This window comes from Streptomyces sp. NRRL S-31 (assembly GCF_000718775.1).
Taxonomy (GTDB): Bacteria; Actinomycetota; Actinomycetes; order Streptomycetales; family Streptomycetaceae; genus Streptomyces.
The window spans coordinates 1-22,957 of record NZ_JOCB01000079.1 but is presented as its reverse complement, the minus strand read 5'-3'; the positions used below and the strand labels follow the sequence as shown (position 1 = coordinate 22,957).

The following is a 22,957-nucleotide window of genomic DNA, read 5'->3' as shown; positions in this document are numbered from 1 at the left end:
CCGCTGGCGGGCGGCGATGCGGCTCGCCCTGGACCAGGCCGGGCTGGCCGTCCGGGGCGGTGATGTCCCCGTCGGCGCCGTCGTGCTGTCCCCGGACGGCACGACGGTGCTCGGTGCCGGGCACAACGAACGCGAGGCCACCGGCGATCCCACGGCCCACGCGGAGGTGCTGGCCGTCCGGCGGGCGGCGGCCCGGCTCGGCGAGTGGCGGCTGACCGGCTGCACGCTCGTCGTCACCCTGGAGCCGTGCACGATGTGCGCGGGCGCGCTCGTCCAGTCCCGGGTGGACCGGGTGGTCTACGGCGCCCGGGACGACAAGGCGGGCGCCGCCGGCTCTCTGTGGGACGTGGTGCGCGACCGGCGGCTCAACCACCGCCCGGAGGTCATCGAGGGCGTGCTCGCGGCGGAGTGCGCCCGGCTGCTCACGGATTTCTTCCGCGACCGCTGACGGGACCGCCGGCCAAGGCCGACCGCTGACGGGACCGCCGACCAAGGCCGACCGCTGACGGGACCGTCGGCCAAGGCGCCGGCAGGCCCGCTGCCGGGGCCGCCCGGGCGCACCGCCCCATCGATTTCGAACCACGCCCCGCCGTGCTGTAAGGTCTCCCTCGGTAGCGTGTCCGAGCGGCCGAAGGAGCTCGCCTCGAAAGCGAGTGTGGCGCAAGTCACCGAGGGTTCAAATCCCTCCGCTACCGCTTGGGAAAGGCCCCGCCGATCGGCGGGGCCTTTCGGGTACCCGGACACAACGGCCGTGCGCCGGCGGGCTGTTGGCCGTAAAAGAGGGCCCGAGGGCTAGACTCACCGCCGGCAGCAGGGGCCCCGGGGGGCACCGGGACAGGGGAGGCCGTGGTGGCGGTGAACATCAAGAAGATCGCCCTGTACGTACTCGTGGTCTTCGCGCTGTACCTGATCATCACGGATCCGGCCAAGGCGGCCGACTACGTGCAGATTGGCTTCGAGGGCATATCGGACGCGGCCGGGGCCATCGGCGACTTCATGACCTGGGCCGCCCACGGAGGAAAGAGCTGAGGTACTCGCCATGATCCGCCATCTGGTCCTCTTCAAGCTCGACGAGGGCGTCGAGCGCGACGACCCGCGGGTCGTCGCGGGCGCGGACGCCTTCCGGGCCCTGGGCGGACAGGTCGAGGAGCTGCGCTTCTGGGAGTGCGCCTGGAACATCAGCGACCGGCCGATCGCCTACGACTTCGCGATCAACTCGGCCGTCGAGGACGCCGCCGCCCTCAAGCGCTACGCGGAGCACCCGGCCCACCAGGCGTGCGTCGCGCAGTGGCGTGAGTTCGCCACCTGGGTGATCGCCGACTACGAGTTCTGAGCCCCGCGCTCCCCGCAGCCCCCCGCCCTTCCGGCGGGGGGCTTTCGTGCGTGACACGCCCCAACTTGGCAGTGTTTGACGGCAACACGTAGTTATCGGGTGCTTGCACACAGTGCACATGTCTTGTGATGCTATGACCGCTTTTGACGGATGATTGACGGACGAAGAGGTGGCGTTGACCGTGTCGGCCAGTACTGCGCCGCCTCAGGACGAGGCGGCAGCCCCGACCCCGTCGGCCCCCGAGAAGCGGCGCGGCGCGGACACCCGCGCCCTGACCCAGGTGCTCTTCTCCGAGCTGAAGCAGCTCACCCCGGGCACTCCGGAGCACAACCGGGTGCGGGGCGCGCTGATCGAGGCGAACCTCCCGCTCGTGCGCTACGCCGCCGCCCGCTTCCGCTCCCGCAACGAGCCGATGGAGGACGTCATCCAGGTCGGCACCATCGGCCTGATCAACGCCATCGACCGGTTCGACCCGGACCGGGGGGTGCAGTTCCCGACCTTCGCGATGCCCACCGTGGTCGGCGAGATCAAGCGCTACTTCCGGGACAACGTCCGCACCGTCCACGTCCCGCGCCGGCTCCACGAGCTGTGGGTGCAGGTCAACAGCGCCACCGAGGACCTGACCACGCTCTACGGCCGCTCGCCGACCACCGCCGAGATCGCCGAGCGGCTGCGGATCAGCGAGGAGGAGGTGCTCAGCTGCATCGAGGCGGGGCGCTCCTACCACGCCACCTCGCTGGAGGCCGCCCAGGAAGGCGACGGGCTGCCCGGGCTGCTGGACCGGATCGGCTACGAGGACCCGGCGCTGGACGGCGTGGAACACCGCGACCTGGTCCGCCACCTCCTCGTCCAGCTCCCCGAGCGGGAGCAGCGCATCCTCCTGCTCCGCTACTACAGCAACCTCACCCAGTCCCAGATCAGCGCGGAACTGGGCGTCTCCCAGATGCACGTCTCACGGCTGCTCGCGCGCAGCTTCCAGCGACTGCGCTCGGCGAACCGGATCGACGCCTGAGCCACGACCGCCGGACGGCCCGAGGACGGTCCGGGGGCGGCCCGGGAGCGATCCGGGGACGGCCTGCGGGCGGCCCGGGGACGACCCGGGGACGGCCCGGGGACGGCCCGGGGACGGCCCGGGGACACCGGCGGCACCGGCGGATACGGGCCGGAGCACGGCGGGCGTTCACCCGATGCACAGCGGGCGCACGGAAGCACACCCCGAACGGCGCTGCTTCGCAAACCCGAGCGAGCGATCACCGTCGCGAGCGAATCGCTCACCAGGGCCGATGCCGGTGTTCAGGGCCCGAGGGACCGTCAGGCCCCGCCCTTGCAGGGCCGATTCGCCTCTTGCGTGTCGACATGTCGGTACAGCGCGTTGCCGACATGTGACATTCTGCGGGAAGCGCGTTTGCCGGGGCTCCGGCTCCGGTATTCAGGTGAAGGCTGCGTTGCTCGACGACGGCGCCGCCGCGACCGTCCCGCGACCCAAAGGGGGTGGCATGTCCGCAGACCAGGGCAGCTCGAAGGTGCTGACGCCCACGCTGAGCGAGGCAGCGCCCAAGGAGTTCGACGCTCTCGACGTCCTCGACGGCTTCGAGGCCGTCCCGGCTCTCGACGCCGTGCCGTCCCAGGCCGTCGAACCGTCCGCCGAAGCCCTTCCTGCCCCGCAGGTCACGGCGAACCTCGACACCCGTACCCTGTCCCGGTCGCTGTTCCTGCGCCTGGCCGCGCTGGACGCGGACAGCCCCGAGCGGGCCTACGTCCGGGACACCCTGATCGAGCTGAACCTCCCGCTGGTCCGGTACGCGGCGGCGCGCTTCCGCTCCCGCAACGAGCCGATGGAGGACATCGTCCAGGTCGGCACCATCGGCCTGATCAAGGCGATCGACCGGTTCGACTGCGAACGGGGCGTGGAGTTCCCGACGTTCGCGATGCCGACGGTCGTGGGCGAGATCAAGCGGTTCTTCCGCGACACCTCCTGGTCGGTGCGGGTGCCGCGGCGGCTCCAGGAGCTGCGCCTGGCCCTCACCAAGGCCAGCGACGAGCTGTCCCAGAAGCTGGACCGCTCCCCGACCGTAACGGAGCTGGCCGCGGTGCTCGGCGTCTCCGAGGAGGACGTGGTCGACGGCCTCGCGGTCGGCAACGCCTACACCGCCTCCTCGCTCGACTCGCCGGCCCCCGAGGACGACGGCGGCGAGGGCTCCCTGGCCGACCGGCTCGGCTACGAGGACACGGCCCTGGAGGGCGTGGAGTACCGCGAGTCCCTCAAGCCCCTGCTGGCCAAGCTCCCGCCGCGGGAACGCCGGATCATCATGCTGCGCTTCTTCGCCAACATGACCCAGTCGCAGATCGGCGAGGAGGTCGGCATCTCCCAGATGCACGTCTCCCGGCTGCTGACCCGCACCCTGGCCCAGCTGCGCGACGGGCTCATCTCCGACTGAGTCTTCTCTTCTGACGACCCCTCAGTCACCATGACCGGATGCTGCGTACCGGGATGGTCGTCACGACGACGGGAACGCGTGGCCGCCGAGGCGCCGTGATGGTCGCGTCGGCGGCCGTCGCCTGTCTGGGCGGAGTGCCGGCCGCGTGCGCGGCCGACGGTCCGGACGGCGGCCACACCGCGGTCGGCGCGGGCCGGGCCGGCCCGACGGCCGTGGCCCCGTCGGAGCCGGTGACGCTGGTACCGCTGGACGGAGCCGCGCGGCGCGGCACCGGCCCGCGGCGGACCGGCCCCACGGCGCGTCAGGACGGTCCCGACGGCTCCCGCAGCACCGCTCCCGCGAGGCCGGCCGGTGAAGACACCTCCGCCACCCCGGGTCCGACGCCGTCGCCGACGGCCCAGGGCACCCCGGCCGGGCCCGGCCGGCGATCCGGCCCGCCGGAGCCGGACGGCGGCCGGGGCGGCCGTACGACACCGTCGGCCACCCCGTCCGCCCCGGAACCCGGCCGTACGGCGCCCGCCGCACCCGCGGACCTCTCCTGGGGTGACCCGAGGACCGCGGACACCGACCGGCGCCGGTGCCAGGAGGTGACCGTCGCCTTCCGCAACTCCGGCGGCACGGCGGTGCGTTCGGGCGAGGTGACGTTCGGGACGCATGTGATCGGCGCGCTCGGCGTCGACTGGGCGACGGTCGAGTCGACCGCTCGGCTGCCGGTGCCGCCGGCGCCGGGCGCGCGCAGCAGCCCCACGTGGACGGTGTGCGTCGAGGCCTGGCGGGTGCCGCTCGGCATGCACATCGAGACGCGGGACGTCTCCGTCGCCTGGAAGTGACCCCCTCAGGGGCAGGCGGTCCCTACTTCAGCGCCAGCCAGGCGACGCCGGCCACCACGGCGAGCACCACGATGACGCCGACGATCAGACCGACCCGGGGGCCGGAGGAGGAGGGGGCCGCCTGCTGCTGCCGGCCCTGGGGGGCCTCGTCGACGAACGCGCGGAACATCTGGGTACTGCCGGCGGGGTCGTAATTGCCCTGGGGGCCCTGGGTGTTAGCCATGCCCCGAGACCTTAGCGAAGAGGCGCCGGTCGGCCCAAGCGGGGGCCTCGCGGACTCCGCCCGGTGCTGACGGGCCGGAGCGCCCGCTCCGACCAGCACGTTTACGTCAGCAATACTTGCCTTTGCCAAGTTTTTGCGCCGTCGACCTCCTGTTTGTTTGCCTTCAGCAACCAAGCAGTCCTATGGTTGCCCCAAGCAACGAATACGGGAGGTGTGATGGCCGAGCGGGCGCAGTTCGAAGAGCTGGCGCGTCAGCTCAGTGCCGTCGGAGCCGTGAAACGGGACATGTCGCGGATCATGCCGCCGGAGTGTCCGGCCGGCTCGGCTGCTGTGCTGACCCTGCTCGGCCGCCACGGCGACATGCGCATGAGCAAGCTCGCCGAGCTGCTCGCCGTCGACATGTCGGTGACCAGCCGGCACGTCGCGCACGTCGCCGCGCGCGGCTGGATCGAGCGGCTGCCGGACCCGGCGGACAAGCGCTCGCGCATCCTGAGCCTGACGCCCGAGGGCCTGTCGGAACTCGACGAGCTGGGCCGGCGGATCACGCACCTGTTCGCCGAGCGGCTGGCGGACTGGACCGACGAGGAGGTCGGCCAGCTGATCCGGCTGATGAGCCGCCTGCGGGAGTCGTTCGGCGACTGCCGGTCCGTGCCGCCCCGGCACACCTCCGCCACCGCTCCCGTATTCGATGAGACCACCCGTACACCCGCAAGCACGTAAGTAAAGGAAGCCCATGGCAACGACCACACCAGCCGGTGTGCGGGCTCACGCCAAGCACGGGGGAGGCACCGACCAGACCCCGATGACGCACCGGCAGATCATGGAGGCCCTGTCCGGGCTGCTGCTCGGCATGTTCGTGGCGATCCTGTCGTCCACGATCGTCTCCAACGCACTGCCGAAGATCATCGGAGACCTGGGCGGCGGCCAGTCCGCCTACACCTGGGTGGTCACCGCCGCCCTGCTGTCGATGACCGCGGCCACTCCCCTGTGGGGCAAGCTCGCCGACCTGTACAGCAAGAAGGCTCTCGTCCAGATAGCCCTGATCATCTACGTGGTCGCCTCGATGGCGGCCGGCCTGTCGCAGAACCCGGCCATGCTGATCGCGTGCCGAGTGGTGCAGGGCATCGGCGTCGGCGGTCTGTCCGCCCTGGCGCAGATCGTCATGGCGGCGATGATCTCCCCGCGTGAGCGCGGCCGTTACTCCGGCTACCTCGGCGCCACCTTCGCCGTCGCCACCGTCGGCGGCCCGCTGCTCGGCGGCGTCATCACCGACACCTCCTGGCTGGGCTGGCGCTGGTGCTTCTACGTCGGCGTGCCCTTCGCGGTCATCGCGCTGATCGTCCTCCAGAAGACCCTGCACCTGCCCGTGGTCAAGCGCGAGGTCAAGGTCGACTGGGGCGGCGCGAGCCTCATCTCCGCCGCCGTCTCCCTGCTGCTGATCTGGGTCACCTTCGCCGGTGACAAGTACGACTGGCTGTCCTGGCAGACCTTCGCGATGGTCGGCGGTTCGGTCGTCCTCGGCGCGCTGTTCGTGCTCGTCGAGGCCAAGGCGAGCGAGCCGATCATCCCGCTGCGCCTGTTCAAGAACCGCACGATCACGCTGGCCTCGCTGGCCTCGCTGTTCGTCGGTGTCGCGATGTTCTCCGGCACCGTGTTCTTCAGCCAGTACTTCCAGCTGGCCCGGGACAAGTCCCCGACCATGTCGGGCGTGCTGACCATCCCGATGATCGCCGGTCTGTTCGTCTCCTCGACCGTGTCGGGTCAGTTCATCACCCGCACCGGCCGCTGGAAGGCGTGGCTGGTCAGCGGTGGCGTGCTGGTGACGGCCGGGCTGATGATGCTCGGCAGCCTGCGCTACGACACCGACTACTGGAAGATGGCCATCTGGATGGCCCTGCTGGGTCTCGGCATCGGCATGATGATGCAGAACCTGGTGCTCGCCACGCAGAACCAGGTGGCGCCCTCCGACCTCGGTTCGGCCAGCTCCACGGTCACCTTCTTCCGCTCCCTCGGTGGTGCGATGGGCGTCTCCGCGCTCGGTGCCGTGATGTCCCGCCGGATCACCCACTACGTCCAGGACGGCATCGCCGCGCTGAGCCCCAAGTACCAGGCCGCCCTGGCCGGCGGCTCGGGCTCGACCGACAGCATCCCGGACATGGACAAGCTCCCGGCGCCCATCCGGACGCTGATGGAGAGCGCCTACGGCCACGGCATCGCCGACGTCTTCTACATCGCCGGCGCCCTCGCCGCCGTCGCCTTCCTGATCACGCTGTTCATCAAGGAGGTCCCGCTGCGGACCAAGGGCGGACTCGCGCAGTCCGCCGAGGCCGAGTCCCCGGCCGCCGCCGAGGCCCCGGCCGCCGCCGAGACCACGCCGGCCCCGGTTCCGGCCGCGGTCGCCGCCGCCCCGCTCGCCGCGGCCGACGGCACCGCCACCGAGACCCTGCCGATGACGGCCGTCGCCACGGTCGCCGAGTCCGGCACCCCCGGCGGCACCCCGGTGCACGGCTTCGTCCGCGGCGCCGAGAGCGCCCCGGTCCCGCAGGCCGCGGTCACCCTGATCTCGCTGTCCGGCCGCCAGCTGGGCCGCTCGGTCGCCCAGGCCGACGGTGCCTACACGCTCGGCGCCCCCGGCACCGGGTCCTACGTCCTGATCGCCTCCGCCGACGGCTACCAGCCGCAGGCCTCCACCATCGTGGTGGGCGAGGAGCCGCTGGCGTACGACATCCTGCTCAGCGGCACCAGCGGGCTGACCGGCGTGGTCCGGGCGGCCGGGAGCGCGCTGCCGGTCAAGGACGCGATGGTCATCGTCACCGATGTGCGCGGCGACCTGCTGGCCACCGCCACCACCGGCGAGCAGGGCGACTTCGCCCTCACCGAGCTGGTGCCGGGCACGGTGACCGTCGCGGTCAACGCGAGCGGGTTCCGGCCGCGCGCCCTGCCGGTCGAGGTCGGCGCCACCGGCGTCACCCGCGTCGAGGTGGACCTGGACGCCGGCGCCCGGCTCCAGGGCGTGGTCCGGGCCCCGCACGGCCCGCTGGCCGACGCCCGGGTCACCCTGGTCGACCAGGCCGGCAACGTGGTCGGCACCGCCACCACCGGTTCGGACGGCGCGTACGCCTTCACCGACCTGGACGGCGGCGAGTACACCGTCATCGCGACCGGCTACCCGCCGGTGGCCACCGCGCTGACCGTGTCCGGCCCCGGGGTCGACGGCCACGACATCGAGCTCGCCCACCCCGGCGAGTAGTCCACGACCCGGCCCGTGGCGGCGCGCGTCCTCCCACGGAGGGCACGCCCGCCGCGGGCCGGTCTCATACGACCAATTTTTGAGCCTTTGCAGGGAGAAAACGGGATGGGACTGACCGCGAAGATCCGCACGCGGGACGGGTGGGCCGTGTCGCACGCGGTCGTCACGGTGACCGACATGACCGGCACGCAGGTGCTGCGCGCCGAGGCGGACGCCGAGGGAGCCGTACGGGACACCACCGAGCTGGCCCCGGGGGCGTACACCGTGATCGTGACCGCCGTCGGTTACGCGCCCGCCGCGTCCAGCGCGATCGTCACCGCCAGCGGCCGGGCCGAGGTCGGCACGATCACGCTGGCCCGGCAGGGCGGCACCGAGCTGCCGCCGCCCGGTCCCTGGACCATCGACCCGGCGCACTCCTCCGTCGCCGCGGTCGCCCAGCACCTGGGGATCTCCAGCGTGCACGGCCGGTTCACGGAGTTCGGGGGCACGGTCGAGATCGCGCCCGACGACGTCACCAAGTCCCGGGTGGAGGCGGTGATCCGGGCGGCCTCCATCGACACCGGCAACGGCATGCGCGACACGCACCTGCGCTCCGCGGACTTCCTCGACGTCGAGCGGCACCCGGAGATCACGTTCCGCTCCACGGGGCTGACCGCCGTGGGGTCGGACCGCTGGACCGTGCACGGCGAGCTGTCCCTGCACGGGGTCGTACGGCCGGTGGACCTGACGCTGTCCTACCTCGGCACCGGCGCGGACCCCTGGGGCGGCACCCGCGCCGCGTTCCGGGCCACGGCCGAGCTGCACCGCGAGGACTTCGCGATGAACTACAACCAGGTCCTCCAGGCGGGCATCGCCGCGATCGGCACCACGCTGAAGGTGGAGCTGGACATCCAGGCGGTCCAGGGCGACTCCCTCCCCCAGGCGTAGGCACGGCGGGGTCGGCCCGGGGGTACCCGAAACCCCCTAGGCTGCCCCCATGGCACCGAACATCGCTACCAACACCCGCGTATCGCTGGACGAGCTGCTGGACTTCGTACGGCCCCGGCACCGCGCCCTGCTGATCACCCGGCGGGGCGACGGGTCCCCGCAGGCGTCGCCGCTGACCTGCGGCGTGGACGACGCGGGCCGGATCGTCGTCTCCACCTATCCCGAGCGGGCGAAGACCCGCAACGCCCGGCGCGACCCGCGGGTCGGCCTGGTCGTCCTCAGCGACGACTGGAACGGCCCCTGGGTCCAGATCGACGGCACCGCCGACATCATCGACGCGCCCGACTCCGTGGAGCCGCTCGTCGAGTACTACCGCAACATCGCCGGCGAGCACCCCGACTGGGACGAGTACCGGGCCGCCATGCTCAAGCAGGGCAAGTCGATCATCCGGGTGACACCGGAACGCTGGGGTCCGGTCGCCACCGGCGGCTTCCCGGCACGGCTGGCGGACGGCCGGTAGCCGGCGGTCGGGCGCGGGCGGTCAGCCGCGGGCGACCATCGCCTCGATGCCTGCGATCAGGAGGTCCAGGGCGAAAGCGAAGTCCCGGTCCAGCATCTCGGCCACCGTGTCGCCGCCGCGGGCCGCCATCAGGTCCTTGGAGTCCCGCATGATCTCGGCGGTCCCCGGCACCTCGTCCGCCATGCTCATCGCCTGCTCGACGTACTCGTCGGGGCTGAGCCCGGTGTCCGCGGTGCGGGCGAGGAAGTGGCCCTCGATCGTGCCGAAGCCGTAGACGAACTGGAAGACGGCCGCGATCGCCCCGGTCACCCCGCGCACGGGCAGCCCCGCCCGGCCGATGACCCGCTGCACCGCGCGGGAGAAGCCCAGCGCGTTCGGGCCGATGTTGAGGTAGCGCCCGGCCAGCGGCGACAGCCACGGGTGGCGGACCAGCAGCCCCCGGTACGCGGTGGCCAGCTCCCGCAGCTGCTCCCGCCAGTCCTCGCCGGTGTTCTCCGGGTCGGGCAGCCGCAGCTCGGCGTAGGTCCGGTCGAGGGCCAGCTCCAGCAGGTCGTCCTTGGTCTCGACGTACCAGTACAGGGACATCGCGGTGACGTTCAGCTCGGCGGCCAGTCGGCGCATGGAGAACTTGGCGAGTCCCTCCGCGTCCAGCAGCCGCACCGACGCCTCGGTGATCCGCTCCCGGTCCAGCCCGGAGGGCTGGCCGCCGCGTCCGCCGCGGCGGGCCCTGCCCTCCGCCCACACGCTGTCCCGCGCCGACCGACCTGCCGCCTTCGTCACCGGCGCACCTTCCTCGTCCTCGGATCACCAACGATGCCAGGGTCCCTACGCGGGCACCCGCTCCGCCCGCCGCAGGAGTCCCGCCGCGACGAACCCCCCGAGCAGCACGGCGACGGCACCCACCAACTGACCGGTGCCCAGACCGTCGGCCAACGACTCCCCGGACGCCACCGAAGAGCTGAGCACGGCACCGAGGACGGCGACACCAAGACCGTTCCCGAACTCGGCCAACGTTCCGTTGATCCCGGCCCCGACCCCGGCCTTCTCCGGCGGGATGGCACTCATGATGGCGTGCGCCATCGCCGGGTTCGCCACCGCGCACCCCACGCCGATCAGCAGCAGTCCGAGCAGCGTCCCCGGATAGCCCCCGCCGTCCACCTCCGCGATGGACACCAGGCCCGCCGCCATGCACACCATGCCCAGCGCGATCGACGCCGGGGTGCCCAGCCGCACCGCCCACTTCGCCGACAGCCCGCTGAAGTTGAGCACCACCACCGTCAGCGCCAGCGGAGCGGTCCGCAGCCCCGCCTCCAGCGGTCCGTACCCGAGCACGAACTGGAGGTGCTGCGTCAGCAGGAAGAGCGCGCCGCCCATGCCGAACACGATGAGCACGGCCCCGGCGACCGCTCCGGTGAACCGCCGGTCCCGGAAGAAGTGGAGGTCGAGCATCGGCTCGTCCACCCTGCTCTCCCACCAGGCGAAGGCGCCCAGCGCCAGCACCGCGACGGCCGTCGTCGCGAGCACGGACGGCGATGTCCAGCCCTGGCCGGGGCCGGAGATGATCGCGTAGACGAGCGTGGCCATGCCGATGGTGGACAGCAGCGCGCCGAGCAGGTCCGGGCGGTCGCCGCGCGGGTTCCTGGACTCGGGTACGAGGACCACCACCGCGGCCAGGGCGAGCGCCGCGACCGGGATGTTGATCAGGAAGATGGCGCCCCACCAGAAGTGGTCGAGCACGAAGCCGCCGATCAGCGGACCGCCGGCGAAGCCCAGCGCGTTGACCGCGCTCCAGATGCCGATCGCCTTCGGCTGCTCCTTCGGCGCGAAGATCTGCATCGCCACGGCCAGCGTGGTGGTCATCAGCAGGGCGCCGCCGATGCCCATCCCGGCCCGCGCGGCGATCAGCCGGCCGGTGGAGTCGGCGAGTCCGGCCACCAGGGAGCCGGCGCCGAACAGGGCGAGTCCGGCCATCAGCAGCTTCTTGCGGCCGTAGCGGTCGGCGGCGCTGCCCGCGGTGAGCAGCAGGCCGGACTGCACCAGTGAGTAGGCGTTGATCATCCACTGGATGTCGGAGGTGGTGGCGTGCAGCTCGCGGGTGAGCGAGGGGATGGCCACGTTCAGGACGGTGTTGTCCAGCAGCACGGTGAGCTGCGCGAGACAGATGACGCCGAGGATCAGCCAGCGCTGGGGATGACCTTGGGAAGCGGACATGTTGTACACCGTAAGGCGGTCGCCTTACGGTGTACAACGGAGTTTCCGGTCAGCCGGCCGGCGCTGCTCCTTCCCCCGGCTTCCCCTGCCTTCCTGCTCCTGCTTCTTCCGCTACTTCTTCCGCGTGAGGTCGTAGAAGGTCGCCGAGCCGGCCGTCACCTTCGTGAAGGTGCTCTGCACCCACGAGCTGATCTGCGAGGCGGTGCCGCTGCCGCCGCCCATGCCACCGCCCATGCCGCCTCCGGCGATGAAGTAGTGGATCCGGCCCTCCTCGACGTACTTCTTGAACCGGGCCAGGGTCGGGGACGGGTCGGTGCCGTTGAAGCCGCCGATCGCCATCACCGGGTCGCCCGTGGCGAGCTGGTAGCCAGCCGCGTTCTGGGAGCCGACGGAGGCGGCCACCCAGGTGTACCGCGAGGCGTTCTTCTCCAGCAGCTCCTCGGCCTCGGCCGACACGGTCGCGCCGTTCAGCAGGCCGCCGCCACCGCCGGCACCAGGGGCACCGCCCATGCCGCCCTCGCCCGTCGGTCCGCCACCGGGGAGACCCTGGGGTTGTCCCTGTTGTCCCGGCTGGCCCTGTTGTCCCTGCCGACTCTGCCCGCCGGGCTGCCCGCCGCCGAAGCCGCCCGCGCCCGGGAAGCCGTTGCCCGGCAGACCCTGCTGACCCTGCTGGTTGCGCCGGCCCTGTCCGCCGGGCAGGCCGCCGCCGAAGCCGCCTTGCGGGCCGCCGTCACCGCCGCCGGGAGGACCGCCCCGGCCGCCCATCACGCTCGCGCCCGCCGGACCCGCCGTGACGATGGAGCCGGTGTGCCCCTCCCGCACCGTGCTCAAGGTGTACGCCGTCGGTCCGGCCAGCGCGGCCACCAGGCCCACCGCCGCCGCCCCGAGGGCGAGCCGGCGCGGGATCCGGCCCGCGAAGACCAGCCCGAACGCGGCGACCAGCCCGCCGATGAGCACCAGCCACCTCAGCGGGGGCAGGTAGTCGGGGGTCCGGTCGAGCAGGACGTACCCCCAGGCCGCCGCCGCGACCACCGATGCGGCGAGCGTGATCGACGCCCAGGTCTCCCGGCGCCTCTCCCACAGCAGGCTGGCGCCCATGCCGGTCACGGCCGCGAGGTAGGGGGCGAGGGCCACGGTGTAGTACTGGTGGAAGATCCCCGCCATGAAGCTGAAGACGGCCATCGTCATCAGCAGCGAGCCGCCCCAGACCAGGAACGAGGCGCGGGTGACGGACGTCCGCCGCCGCTTCCCGGTGGCGACCAGCCCGGCGACGAGGAGGAGCAGCGCGGAGGGCAGCAGCCAGGAGATCTGGCCGCCGATCTCGGAGTTGAACATCCGGTCCCAGCCGGTCTCGCCCCACATGCCCGTGCCGCCCGCCCCGCCACCGCCGCCGACGCTGCCGGTCTCCTCGCCGTTGAGACGGCCGAGGCCGTTGTAGCCGAAGGTCAGCTCCAGGAAGCTGTTGTTCTGCGAACCACCGATGTACGGGCGGGAGGAGGCCGGCCAGAGTTCGACCACCGCCACCCACCAGCCGCCCGAGACGACGAGCGCGAGCGTGGCCGCGGCCAGCTGGGCGCAGCGCCGGCGCACCGGCACCGGCGCGCACACCGCGTACACGGCCGCCAGCGCCGGCAGGATCAGGAACGCCTGGAGCGTCTTGGCGAGGAACGCGAAGCCGATCGCCGTCCCGGCCCACACCAGCCACTTGGTACGGCCGTCCTCCACCGCCCGGACGACGAGGTAGCAGGCCACCGACATCAGCAGGGCCAGCAGGGCGTCCGGGTTGTTGAACCGGAACATCAGCGCCGCGACCGGGGTCAGCGCGAGCACCGCGCCCGCGATCAGACCGGCCGCGGGGCCGAACCGGCGGCGCACGGCCGCGTGGACGACGGCGACGGTCGCCACGCCCATCAGCACCTCGGGCGCCAGGATCGCCCACGAGTTCAGGCCGAACACCCGTACCGACAGCGCCATCGGCCATAGCGAGGCCGGGGGCTTGTCGACGGTGATGGCGTTGCCCGCGTCCAGCGAGCCGAAGAAGAACGCCTTCCAGGACGTGCTGCCCGCCTGGACGGCCGCCGAGTAGAAGGAGTTGGCGTAGCCGGAGGCGCTGAGGCCGTAGAGGTAGAGCAGGAGGGTGGCGGCCAGCAGGCCGAGGAGGGCGGGGCGCGCCCAGTGGGGGTCCCCGGGCCGGCCGCGCCACAGCCTGTGCGCGAAGGACCGCTCCGGTTCGTCCGCCCCGGACGCCCGCGGCGGTGCGGTGGGCGGTGCGGTGGGCGGCGGCGTGGTGGACGGCGGTCCCCAGTCGGCGGCACCGCCCTGCCGGGCGGCCGACGGGTCGTACTGCGTGGTCATCGGGGGTCCCCCGGCTCGATGTCGTGAGGGCACGCCGGCTGCGAGCGCACGGTCGTCTCCCTCCGGCTGTCGTCCGCGGCCTCGTCGGCGCGGACCTGGGTGGTCGGATACGGCTGCTCGTACGGCCGCCGGTATGTCCGCTGGTCCGGCTGCCGGCGCCGCGGCAGCGGTGCGTACGGGACCGGCGTGCCGTGGCCCGGCCCCGGCGGCGCGGGCGCGGCGACCGCCGTGGGCGCCCCGGGGGCCGTGGGCGCCCCGGGGGCCGTGGGCGCGGCGACCCCCGTGAGCGGGGCGGACTCCGCGCGGTCCGGGAAGACCCAGGCGCGGAAGAGCAGGAAGCGCAGCACGGTGGCCGCGAGGTTGGCGGCGACGAGCACCGCCAGTTCGGTGGAGTGCGCCGGGCTGTCGGAGGCCGCGTCCAGGGCGGCGAGCGAGCCGCTGGTCAGGACGAGGCCGATGCCGAAGACGACCAGCCCCTGCGCCTGGTGCCGGATCGCGCCGCCCCGGCCGCGCACCCCGAAGGTGAGCCGGCGGTTCGCGGCCGTGTTGGCCACGGCGGAGACCAGCAGCGCCGGCGCGTTGGCCTCCTGGGAGCCGGTGAACTGCCGGAAGGCGCTGTACAGCAGCAGATAGAAGAGGGTGGACAGGCCGCCGACCACGAGGAAGCCGACCAGCTGGCGGGCCAGGCCCCCCGGCACGCCGGTCAGTTCGCGGTCGCGCGGGTCGTCGCCGAAGGGCCGGGCCAACCGGTCCAGCGGCAGCGAACCGGTGGTCAGGGCCCTGCCGACGCGCCACACGCCCTTGAGGTCGTCGGTGGCCGTCCGCACGATGTGCACGGTGGAGTCGGGGTCGTCGACCCAGTCGACCGGCACCTCGTGGATCCTGAGACCCGCCCGCTCGGCGAGCACCAGCATCTCGGTGTCGAAGAACCAGCCGGTGTCCTCCACCAGCGGCAGCAGCACCTGTGCCACGTCCCGCCGGATCGCCTTGAACCCGCACTGCGCGTCCGAGAAGCGGGCCTGGAGCGAACCGCGCAGGATCAGGTTGTACGCCCGGCTGATGAACTCCCGCTTGGGGCCGCGGACGACCCGGGAGGCGCGGGCCAGCCGGGAGCCGATCGCCAGGTCGGAGTGGCCTGAGATCAGCGGTGCCACCAGCGGCAGCAGGGCGTTGAGGTCGGTGGACAGGTCGACGTCCATGTAGGCGAGGACCGGTGCGTCCGACGCCGACCACACGGTGCGCAGGGCCCGGCCCCGCCCCTTCTGCTCCAGGCGGAAGCAGGCCACCTCGGGGATCTCCGCCTCCAGCCGCGCCGCCACCAGCGGAGTGGTGTCCGTGGAGGCGTTGTCCGCGACGGTGATGCGGAACGCGTACGGGAAGGTGCGCGTGAGGTGCTCGTGCAGTCTGCGGACGCACGGCTGGAGGTCCTTCTCCTCGTTGTAGACGGGGATCACTACGTCCAGCACAGGCGTACCGGCGTCCGCGGCCGGGAGGTGCTCCCGCGCCGGCAGGGTGCCGGGAGAAGAGTCGGTTCGCATGCACCGACTCTGCTCAACCGCCCTGTCGTGCCCATGTGGTGGTGCTGTGCCGCGGCTGTGAGTGCGACGGCCGGTCCGGACCGGGCGCCGGCCGCGGGACGGCCGGGGTGAGCGCGGGCAGGTGCACGGTGAACACGGTGCGGCCGGGTGCGCTGTCCACGGTCACGGCGCCGCCGTGCGCGGCGGCCACGGCCTGCACGATGGCGAGCCCGAGCCCCGTGGACCCGGTGGCGCGGGACCGTGCGGAGTCCCCGCGGGCGAACCGCTCGAAGACGTGCGGCAGCAGCTCTGCCGGGATGCCCGGTCCGTCGTCCTCGACGTCGACGCACATCCATGGCCCGTGCCGCCGCACGCGCGCGGTGACGGTCGTACCGGGCGGGGTGTGCTTGCGGGCGTTGCCCAGCAGATTGACCAGCACCTGCTGGATCCGGGCCGCGTCCGCCGGGACCGGGGCCGGTTCGTCGGGCAGGTCGAGCCGCCAGTTGTGGTCCATGCCCGCCGCGCGGGAGTCGCTGACCGTGTCGACGACCAGCGGGACCAGGTCGGTGTGCCCGATCTGGAGCGGGCGCCCGGCGTCGAGCCGGGCGAGCAGCAACAGGTCCTCGACCAGGAGCGTCATCCGCCCGGCCTCGGACTCGATCCGTCCGAGGGCGTGCCGGGTGTCGGGCCCGACCTGTTCCCGCCCGCGCCGGGTCAGCTCCGCGTACCCGCGGATGGAGGCGAGCGGCGTCCGCAGCTCATGGCTGGCGTCGGCCACGAACTGCCGTACCCGCGTCTCGCTGCGCTGCCGGGCGTGCAGGGCGCCGTGGACGTGGTCGAGCATGCGGTTGAGCGCGGCTCCTACCTGGCCGACCTCGGTGTGCGGGTCGCACTCCGACTCCGGGACCCGTTCGCTGAGGTTCACCTCGCCGGTGTGCAGGGGGAGTTCGGAGACGCGGGTGGCGGTGGTGGCGACCCTGCGCAGCGGGCGGGTGGCGACGCCGACGATGACGGTGCCGGCGAGCAGGGCGGCGAGCAGCCCGGCGACGGTGACACAGACCTCGACGAGGACGAGGGTCTCCACGGTGCCGTCGACGTCCTTGGTGGGCAGGGCCACGTAGTAGGCGTCGGCGCGGTCCGGACTCTGCCGGTACCGGACGCGGTAGTCCCCGAGGCCGGGCAGCCCGGCGGTGTGCGCCCGGCCGTCCTTCGGTACCCGGGCGAGGGCCCGCCGCTGCGCCGCGGTGAGGGCGACGGTGTCCATCCTGCGGAACCGGTTGTAGCTGTCGTTGAGCTGTACGGCCCGGGCCGCGCCGGCGATCGACCCGTTCCGCGTGTACGCCGCGACCGTGGCGCGCTGCGTCGGGCCGGTGGTGAGCAGCAGGTCGAGCCGCTCGCTCGCCGTACCGGTGGCGTCGGGCACGGCCGGGTCGCCGGGCACCGAACCGCCGGGGCTCGGGAGCCGCCCGCCGCTCGCCGCCCGCATGGCGATCTCGCCGACCTTGTCGTCGAGCTGGTCGTACAGATGGATCCGCAGCGCGAGCGTGGTCACGGTGCCGATCACCGCGCACACCACCGCGATCAGCGTCACGGACGCGACGACGAGCCGGGTCCGCAGGGTGCGGGGCCGGCCCCGCACCGCTCTCCGCTTCGCCCGGCCGGGGGTGCCGGCCCGGCGCCGCGGCGGACGCGGCCGTCGTCGTCCGCTCATGACACGGCGGGCTTGATCAGGTAACCGGCGCCGCGCCGGGTGTGGATCATGGGCTCGCGGCCGGCGTCGATCTTCCGCCGCAGGTAAGAGATGTACAGCTCCACGACGTTGGCCTGGCCGCCGAAGTCGTAGGACCACACGCGGTCCAGGATCTGGGCCTTGCTCAGCACCCGCCGCGGGTTGCGCATGAGGAAGCGCAGCAGCTCGAACTCGGTGGCGGTGAGGTGGATGGAATCCCCGCCCCGCGTCACCTCGTGGCTGTCCTCGTCCAGGGTCAGGTCCCCCACGACGAGCACCGACTCCGACCGCCGGTCGGCCGCCCCGGACCTGCGGATGAGTCCGCGCAGCCGGGCGACGACCTCCTCCAGGCTGAACGGCTTGGTGACGTAGTCGTCGCCGCCCGCGGTGAGGCCGGCGATCCGGTCCTCCACCGCGTCCTTGGCGGTGAGGAAGAGGACCGGCACGTCCGGCAGTTCGCGCCGGAGCCGCCCGAGCACGGCCAGGCCGTCCATGTCCGGCAGCATCATGTCGAGCACGACGGCGTCGGGCCGGAACTCGCGGGCCGCCTGTACGGCCCCCTGCCCGTCCCCCGCGCTCCTGATCTGCCAGCCCTCGTACCGCAGAGCCATGCTCAGCAGTTCGGTGATCGACAGCTCGTCGTCCACCACCAGCACGCGGACGGGGCTCCCGTCCGGCCTCAGCAGTTCGGTGCGCCCCTGGGGCGAGGTCGTGGTCATGGTGGACACCCTGGCGGGGCCCTCTGAGAAGACGCTTTCCGAAGTCTGTGATTTCTCTGAGAAACCCACGGGCGTCTCCCGGGCGGTCCCCGGACATCGGTGGAAGGCCGAGGGGTGAACGGGCCCGGTCCGGCGCGGTGTTGAAGAACGGGACCGGAACGGTGAGGTGTCGCGGCCGGGACGCCGTCCGCCCGCCCCCTCAGAAGAGCCCGTCCTGCTCCCCCCTGAACTCCCGTACGGGAAAGGTCAGGCTGTCGGCCGCCGACGAGGGCGGCGGCGTCAGCGGCCACCCGGTCATCAGCCGCGTGTCCAGGACGACGACCCCGCGCCCGCCGGCCGCCAGGTGCAGATCGGGTCCGGCGGCGGCGACCAGCTCACCGCGCACGGCGCCGCCCGGGACGAGGGCGACGACGTCACCGACGGCGGCCGGTGCCCCAGAGAGCCCGAACCGCCCGGCGTGATCGACCGGCCGGCACGGCTCGCGGGTCAACGACTCGGGCCACCCCTCGAGCAGCACGGCCCGCGCGTGCACCTCGCGCACCTCGGCCGCCCGCTCGTCCTCCGACCCCGGCAGCCCGGCCCGCACCGTCCGCTTCTCGGCGTACGGAACGCGGTCCGGGACCCGCAGCGCGGCCCGCAGCAGTTCCTCGGTGCGCCGCGCGGCCATCAGCGGTCCGGTGCCGAGCCAGCTGAAGCAGACGGCGCCCTGCTCGAGCAGCCGGGCCGGCCCCCGTGCCACGGCGGTGATGCCGACCTTCACCAGCCCCGGCCCGAACCACGCCAGGTACACCCGGTACGGCCGCGGGTCGTCCGCGATCGTGTCGGCGGCGACGGAGTGCGCCCGGTCCAGCCGGGCGCACTCCTCGCACCGGGCCCCCGTGCTCCGCCCCGGCACCGCGGCCCGCAGCGGACAGGCGTGCCCCCGCGCCCCCACGCACCGCCGCACGGCCCCCGCCGGCACCGCGAAGGCGACGCGCTTGCCCCAGGGCAGCGCACTGCGCCGCCCGCCGTCCCAGACCAGCTCCGGACCGCCGGCCGTCCAGCGCAGCCCCGCGCACTTCCACACCTGTGCCATCACCCGCGAGCGTAGGCGGTGGGTCCGACAGCGGACCGGGAACGGCGGCAACGGCGGCAACGGCGGCAGGAGACAGGGCGGGCGCGGTGCGCCAACCCGTGACCGTCACGGGCGCACGGTCACTCGGCGGGGGAGGACGGGACCGACTCCACGGGGACGGGGGAGAGCGGGACCGTGTCCGCCGGCGCCGGCACTCCGGCCCGCCGCCCCCGCCCGGCCAGCCGGCAGCTCACGCACCCGGGGTGCCCCTGCCCGGCCTGCGGGTCGCGGGACCGCATCCCCCACTGCCCCCGCGGCCGCACCCCGGGCGGCTTGCCCCAGCCGGCCAGGTGCAGCAGCCAGGTCACCAGGACGCTCGCCGCCACGACGGCCAGCCCGGCGACGACCACCGGCAGGGAGGCCCGGCACACCCCCAGACCCAGCACCGCGCTCCCCGCGGTGGCGATGCCCGCGCCGGTCCAGCCGGCGACCGTGTGACCCTCGTCGTACAGACTCATGGAGCCTCCCCCGAAGCCATTCCCTCACGAGCCAAGCAATTCAGACGCCGAATATCTCACACACTAAGGAATCCCGGAAGATGCACGGCACGCCGCGCCGTCCCGCCACCCCGGCCCAGGCCCTGTCGGCGATGGACCACCTCATCGCCGCCCACCTCATCGGACAGCAGGAGCTGGCCCGCCGGCTCGGACTCACCGACACCGACCTGACCTGCTTCGGCTTCGTCCTGGAGGCCGGTGACGACCTGCTGACGGCGGGGGACCTCGCCGCCCGCGTCCACGTCACCACGGGCGCCGTGACCGGCATCCTCAACCGCCTGGAACGCGCCGGCTACGTCACCCGCCGCCCGGACCCGGCGGACCGCCGCCGGGTGCGCGTGGCCGCCGTACCGGAAGCCGTCACCCGCGTCGAGGCGGTGTACGCGGGCCACTACAAGCGGCTGACGGCCCTCTTCTCCGACTACGCGCCGGACGAACTGGCGGTCGTCACCGACTGGTTCACCCGCGCCACGGCGCTGGCCCACGAATACCTGGAGAAGCTGAACCGGAACGACCCGGACGAGGACTGCTGAGCGGACCCCGGGCGCCCCGGAGGGTTCCCGAGGACAGATCGGCACGGACGTAGCAGCATGGAATCCGCGGGGTGCGGCATCGCCTCCCGCCCGGGTCCGTGCGAGGACCCGCCGGGAGCCGTCGGAGCGCCGTCAGGACCCGCCGGGAGCCGTCGGAGCGCCGTCCGAGCGCCACCCCCCGGCCGCCCCGCGTCCGGACCGGGACTTCCCGCGGACCCCGGGAAACCCCGGGAATGCGCCTCGCCCCGCACTGACCCCGCCCCCTCCCGCCGGCTGCCCACCACCTGGAGTCGACCATGGAGAAAGTTCTCGGTGACGTACTGGGGTTCGCGGCCGGTGTCGCGGTCAGCCCGCTGCCGATCATCGCGGTCATCCTCATCCTGGCCACACCCCGGGGACGGCTCAACGGAGTGCTCTTCAGCGTCGGTTGGATCGTGGGACTCGCGGTGCCGGGGGCGGCGATGCTGGCGATCGCCTCCCCCGCCGGCGCCTCCGCCCACAAGCACCCCGCCACCTGGGTGGGCGCCCTCAAGCTCGCCCTCGGCCTGTTCCTCGTCCTGTTCGGCGCCCGCCAGTGGCACCGGCGGCCCAGGGACCCCGCGCAGGCGCGGCTGCCGAAGTGGATGGACGCGATCGACCGCCTCAGCCCCCTCAAGGTCTTCGGGCTGGGCACGGCGCTGGCCGCCCTCAACGCCAAGAACGCCCCGCTCACCATCGCCGCGGGCGCAGCGATCGGCTCGGCCGGACTGCCGGTCGGCCGGCAGATCGGCTCCCTGGCGATCTTCGTCGTGATCGCCTCACTGGGCCTGCTCGCCCCGCTGGGCGTCCTCCTGCTGGGCGGGGAGCGGGCGAGGTCCACGCTCGGCGACTGGAAGGACTGGGCGGCCGAGCACAATGTCGCCGTGATGGCGGTCCTGTTCTTCGTCCTCGGCCTGAAACTGCTCGGCGACGGAATCTCCGTCCTCGCCTCCTGAAGCCGGGCCGCGCCCACTCCACCGGGAAACGCCAGAGGCCCCGGATCTCTCCGGGGCCCCTGTTTCATGTGCACTCGGCAGGATTCGAACCTGCAACCTTCTGATCCGTAGGATCGGGCAGGCTGGCCGGAGGAGGCTCCGCCTTCCTCCCGGCTGATCGCTGATGGCCGTGATCAACGGCCTCTGTGTGCCGTGGTTGCCGTCAGGGTTGCCGTCAGGACTACCGGTGGCACCGGCTCGTACCGTACGCACGGCTCACGTCCAGCCAGGTGAGAGTTACCAACTTGCTCTACAGGGTCAAGGCGGCTCGCTTCGCTCACCACGCGCGGCACCTCGGTCGGCCCTGCGCTCATGTCTCCACCCGGCTCCAGCCCAGCCGCCGCCCATGCCACGCATGATTCCTTAAAGCGGGTGTCCCAGGTTCGATCAGCCGAGATATGGCCGCTCACGGTGCTCCAAGAAGTGACGGATCCGGAGCCGCTGCGTGTGGTGCATCGGCAGTTGATCAATCTCATCCGGATGGACGAACGCCAGCTCCGTGGACTCGTCCGAGATCGCGAGCCGGCCCCCGACCACGCGGGCGGTGAAGCAGACGTTGAACTGCCTGCGCACCTCACCGTCCGAGTAGGCGATGACGTGGCGAGGGTCGGTGTACGTGCCCACGAGCCCGGTGATCTCTACGTCCAGTCCGGTTTCTTCCTTCACCTCGCGGACGGCCGTTCCCGGGAGTGAGTCGGTCATCTCCATGCCGCCACCTGGCAGCGCCCAGAGATCGTTGTCTCGTCGACGCTGAAGGAGAACGCGCCCTTCGTCGTCGGTGACCACGGCGGACGCTGCGACCACCAGGCTGTTCGGCTCCGGTGCCGCTGGGTCGTCGTAGTACTCGGTCCGTGCCATGGTCACCCTTCTCGAACCGGCGTCGCGGTTTCCCACACCGCGTCGAAGCTGCTGGCGTAGGTGTCGAACATGCCGCCCTTCCCGCTGCGCCGGAGATGCCACACGGGAGCACCGTAGGCGTTCACGCCCCAGACATGGGCATTGACCAGTGCCTGGTCATCCGCACGATAGATCGAGTTGTAGAGCGTGGTGGCATGGGTTCGAACCTCGATGCCAGGTACCCCGGCAAGCGGGCGGTAGTGCATGAGGGCAAGTCGGCAACGGGACTCGATCCCGTGGCCGAACCTCTCCTCAGCGCCGCGCTGTTGGACATTCGTACTGTCCGGGTCGCCGATCGCGATACGGACCGCACACCCGTCGTCCGCTCGCTCTCGCAACAAGTCGTTGAGCCGCGGGTACGCCTCGTGCAGGAAGACGGCGGCGTACACCAGCACGTCGATGTGCTCGCACGCCTGCGTCAGCATCTCCACGAAGGTGGACACGGGGATGTCCGCCCGCTGGTCGTAGAGAGCCACAAGTTCCGGACTGACAGCGCGGGCAGGGCGTGCCTGCCGGAGCGCGGGCCATAGAGCGTGCACGTCTTCCCCTAGCATTTCCGCTGCCAGCATGGCCGTGGCACGGCGCGGCGTACGCCCCAGATTGACCCATCGTTCAACGGACTTGGGGTCGACTTCGACCTTGTCCGCAAGGGCGGCGTAAGAACTCCTATCGCAATGACTTCAGGCGTCTCCAGCAGATGAGTGCGCATGCCAGGGTGAGGAAGCCTTCGTGGATGTCGTCGCGGATCTCCTAGCGGATCCGCAGGCGGCGGAACCAGTGCAGGTGGGCGAAGGCGCGTTCCACGACCCAGCGTTGGGTGCCCAGGCCGGAGCCGTGTCCGGTGCCGCGGC

General features: G+C 72.5%; 22 protein-coding genes, 1 tRNA gene and 2 pseudogenes. 13 read left to right on the top strand and 12 right to left on the bottom strand.

Going from position 1 to position 22,957, the window contains the following annotated elements; all coding sequences use genetic code 11:
- The first annotated feature begins 16 nt into the window (after positions 1-16).
- The 7 genes from tadA (at position 17) to IF37_RS0127540 (ending at position 4,601) form a co-directional block, all read left to right on the top strand.
- Entirely contained in the window at positions 17-448 is a 432-nt protein-coding gene (gene tadA / locus IF37_RS0127570) for a tRNA adenosine(34) deaminase TadA (protein WP_030748100.1), read from the top strand.
- A gap of 162 nt (positions 449-610) precedes the next feature.
- Positions 611-695, top strand: a tRNA-Ser gene (locus IF37_RS0127565).
- 154 nt (positions 696-849) lie between these two features.
- Entirely contained in the window at positions 850-1,029 is a 180-nt protein-coding gene (locus tag IF37_RS0127560; RefSeq protein WP_030748097.1) for a hypothetical protein, read from the top strand.
- Between the two features lie 10 nt (positions 1,030-1,039).
- A complete protein-coding gene (locus IF37_RS0127555) occupies positions 1,040-1,333 on the top strand; it encodes a Dabb family protein (RefSeq protein ID WP_030748094.1) in 294 nt (97 codons plus the stop codon).
- A 175-nt stretch (positions 1,334-1,508) separates the two neighbouring features.
- Positions 1,509-2,345 (top strand): RNA polymerase sigma factor SigF, encoded by an 837-nt coding sequence (locus IF37_RS0127550; RefSeq protein ID WP_030748091.1) that lies wholly within the window; start codon positions 1,509-1,511, stop codon positions 2,343-2,345.
- 484 nt (positions 2,346-2,829) lie between these two features.
- Entirely contained in the window at positions 2,830-3,771 is a 942-nt protein-coding gene (locus tag IF37_RS0127545) for an RNA polymerase sigma factor SigF (protein ID WP_030748086.1), read from the top strand.
- A gap of 38 nt (positions 3,772-3,809) precedes the next feature.
- Positions 3,810-4,601 carry a hypothetical protein gene (locus IF37_RS0127540; protein ID WP_052845392.1) on the top strand — a complete coding sequence of 264 codons (792 nt, stop codon included), beginning with the start codon at positions 3,810-3,812 and terminating at the stop codon, positions 4,599-4,601.
- Between the two features lie 22 nt (positions 4,602-4,623).
- Here IF37_RS0127540 and IF37_RS0127535 read toward each other — a convergent pair whose 3' ends face one another.
- Entirely contained in the window at positions 4,624-4,824 is a 201-nt protein-coding gene (locus IF37_RS0127535) for a hypothetical protein (RefSeq protein ID WP_030748079.1), read from the bottom strand.
- Positions 4,825-5,040: 216 nt separating this feature from the next.
- Here IF37_RS0127535 and IF37_RS0127530 point away from each other — a divergent pair, with 216 nt between their 5' ends.
- The 4 genes from IF37_RS0127530 to IF37_RS0127515 all read left to right on the top strand — a co-directional run bounded on the left by IF37_RS0127530 (position 5,041) and on the right by IF37_RS0127515 (position 9,521).
- Complete coding sequence (locus tag IF37_RS0127530) at positions 5,041-5,544, top strand: MarR family winged helix-turn-helix transcriptional regulator (protein WP_030748076.1); 504 nt, start codon at positions 5,041-5,043, stop codon at positions 5,542-5,544.
- Between the two features lie 13 nt (positions 5,545-5,557).
- Positions 5,558-8,074: an MFS transporter gene (locus IF37_RS0127525; protein WP_030748073.1), complete on the top strand. Its 2,517-nt coding sequence runs from the start codon at positions 5,558-5,560 to the stop codon at positions 8,072-8,074.
- A gap of 105 nt (positions 8,075-8,179) precedes the next feature.
- A complete protein-coding gene (locus IF37_RS0127520; RefSeq protein WP_030748070.1) occupies positions 8,180-9,001 on the top strand; it encodes a YceI family protein in 822 nt (273 codons plus the stop codon).
- A 49-nt stretch (positions 9,002-9,050) separates the two neighbouring features.
- A complete protein-coding gene (locus tag IF37_RS0127515) occupies positions 9,051-9,521 on the top strand; it encodes a PPOX class F420-dependent oxidoreductase (RefSeq protein ID WP_030748068.1) in 471 nt (156 codons plus the stop codon).
- 21 nt (positions 9,522-9,542) lie between these two features.
- On the opposite strand, the gene IF37_RS0127510 is transcribed toward IF37_RS0127515, so the two are convergent.
- The 8 genes from IF37_RS0127510 to IF37_RS0127475 all read right to left on the bottom strand — a co-directional run bounded on the left by IF37_RS0127510 (position 9,543) and on the right by IF37_RS0127475 (position 19,624).
- Positions 9,543-10,301 carry a TetR/AcrR family transcriptional regulator gene (locus IF37_RS0127510; protein WP_030748066.1) on the bottom strand — a complete coding sequence of 253 codons (759 nt, stop codon included), beginning with the start codon at positions 10,299-10,301 and terminating at the stop codon, positions 9,543-9,545.
- Between the two features lie 45 nt (positions 10,302-10,346).
- Complete coding sequence (locus IF37_RS0127505; protein WP_030748064.1) at positions 10,347-11,732, bottom strand: MFS transporter; 1,386 nt, start codon at positions 11,730-11,732, stop codon at positions 10,347-10,349.
- Positions 11,733-11,843: 111 nt separating this feature from the next.
- Positions 11,844-14,087, bottom strand: coding sequence for a glycosyltransferase family 39 protein (locus IF37_RS0127500; protein WP_030748061.1), 2,244 nt, complete (start codon positions 14,085-14,087; stop codon positions 11,844-11,846).
- Positions 14,084-15,625 (bottom strand): bifunctional glycosyltransferase family 2/GtrA family protein, encoded by a 1,542-nt coding sequence (locus IF37_RS0127495; protein WP_030748058.1) that lies wholly within the window; start codon positions 15,623-15,625, stop codon positions 14,084-14,086. Before IF37_RS0127495 ends, IF37_RS0127500 begins: the two co-directional genes overlap by 4 nt.
- Positions 15,626-15,638: 13 nt before the next feature.
- The gene (locus tag IF37_RS0127490) at positions 15,639-17,315 is read right to left on the bottom strand and encodes a HAMP domain-containing sensor histidine kinase (protein ID WP_030748055.1); all 1,677 of its coding nucleotides are present in this window, start codon (positions 17,313-17,315) and stop codon (positions 15,639-15,641) included.
- The gene (locus IF37_RS0127485) at positions 17,312-18,052 is read right to left on the bottom strand and encodes a response regulator transcription factor (RefSeq protein WP_037857144.1); all 741 of its coding nucleotides are present in this window, start codon (positions 18,050-18,052) and stop codon (positions 17,312-17,314) included. The genes IF37_RS0127490 and IF37_RS0127485 overlap by 4 nt, the downstream gene beginning before the upstream one ends.
- 199 nt (positions 18,053-18,251) lie before the next feature.
- On the bottom strand, positions 18,252-19,127 hold the full coding sequence (locus tag IF37_RS0127480) for a DUF2797 domain-containing protein (RefSeq protein WP_030748049.1): 876 nt from the start codon (positions 19,125-19,127) through the stop codon (positions 18,252-18,254).
- A 119-nt stretch (positions 19,128-19,246) separates the two neighbouring features.
- Entirely contained in the window at positions 19,247-19,624 is a 378-nt protein-coding gene (locus tag IF37_RS0127475) for an HGxxPAAW family protein (protein ID WP_030748047.1), read from the bottom strand.
- An 80-nt stretch (positions 19,625-19,704) separates the two neighbouring features.
- On the opposite strand from IF37_RS0127475, the gene IF37_RS0127470 reads away from it, so the two are divergent.
- Positions 19,705-20,196 carry a MarR family winged helix-turn-helix transcriptional regulator gene (locus IF37_RS0127470; RefSeq protein WP_030748044.1) on the top strand — a complete coding sequence of 164 codons (492 nt, stop codon included), beginning with the start codon at positions 19,705-19,707 and terminating at the stop codon, positions 20,194-20,196.
- Between the two features lie 296 nt (positions 20,197-20,492).
- Entirely contained in the window at positions 20,493-21,170 is a 678-nt protein-coding gene (locus IF37_RS0127465; RefSeq protein ID WP_030748041.1) for a GAP family protein, read from the top strand.
- Between the two features lie 426 nt (positions 21,171-21,596).
- Here IF37_RS0127465 and IF37_RS0127460 read toward each other — a convergent pair whose 3' ends face one another.
- The 3 genes and pseudogenes from IF37_RS0127460 to IF37_RS45025 form a co-directional block, all read right to left on the bottom strand.
- Positions 21,597-22,067: an NUDIX domain-containing protein gene (locus IF37_RS0127460; protein ID WP_030748038.1), complete on the bottom strand. Its 471-nt coding sequence runs from the start codon at positions 22,065-22,067 to the stop codon at positions 21,597-21,599.
- Between the two features lie 2 nt (positions 22,068-22,069).
- Positions 22,070-22,768, bottom strand: a pseudogene (locus IF37_RS0127455) (XRE family transcriptional regulator); the annotation flags it as partial.
- A gap of 4 nt (positions 22,769-22,772) precedes the next feature.
- Positions 22,773-22,957, bottom strand: a pseudogene (locus IF37_RS45025) (transposase); the annotation flags it as partial.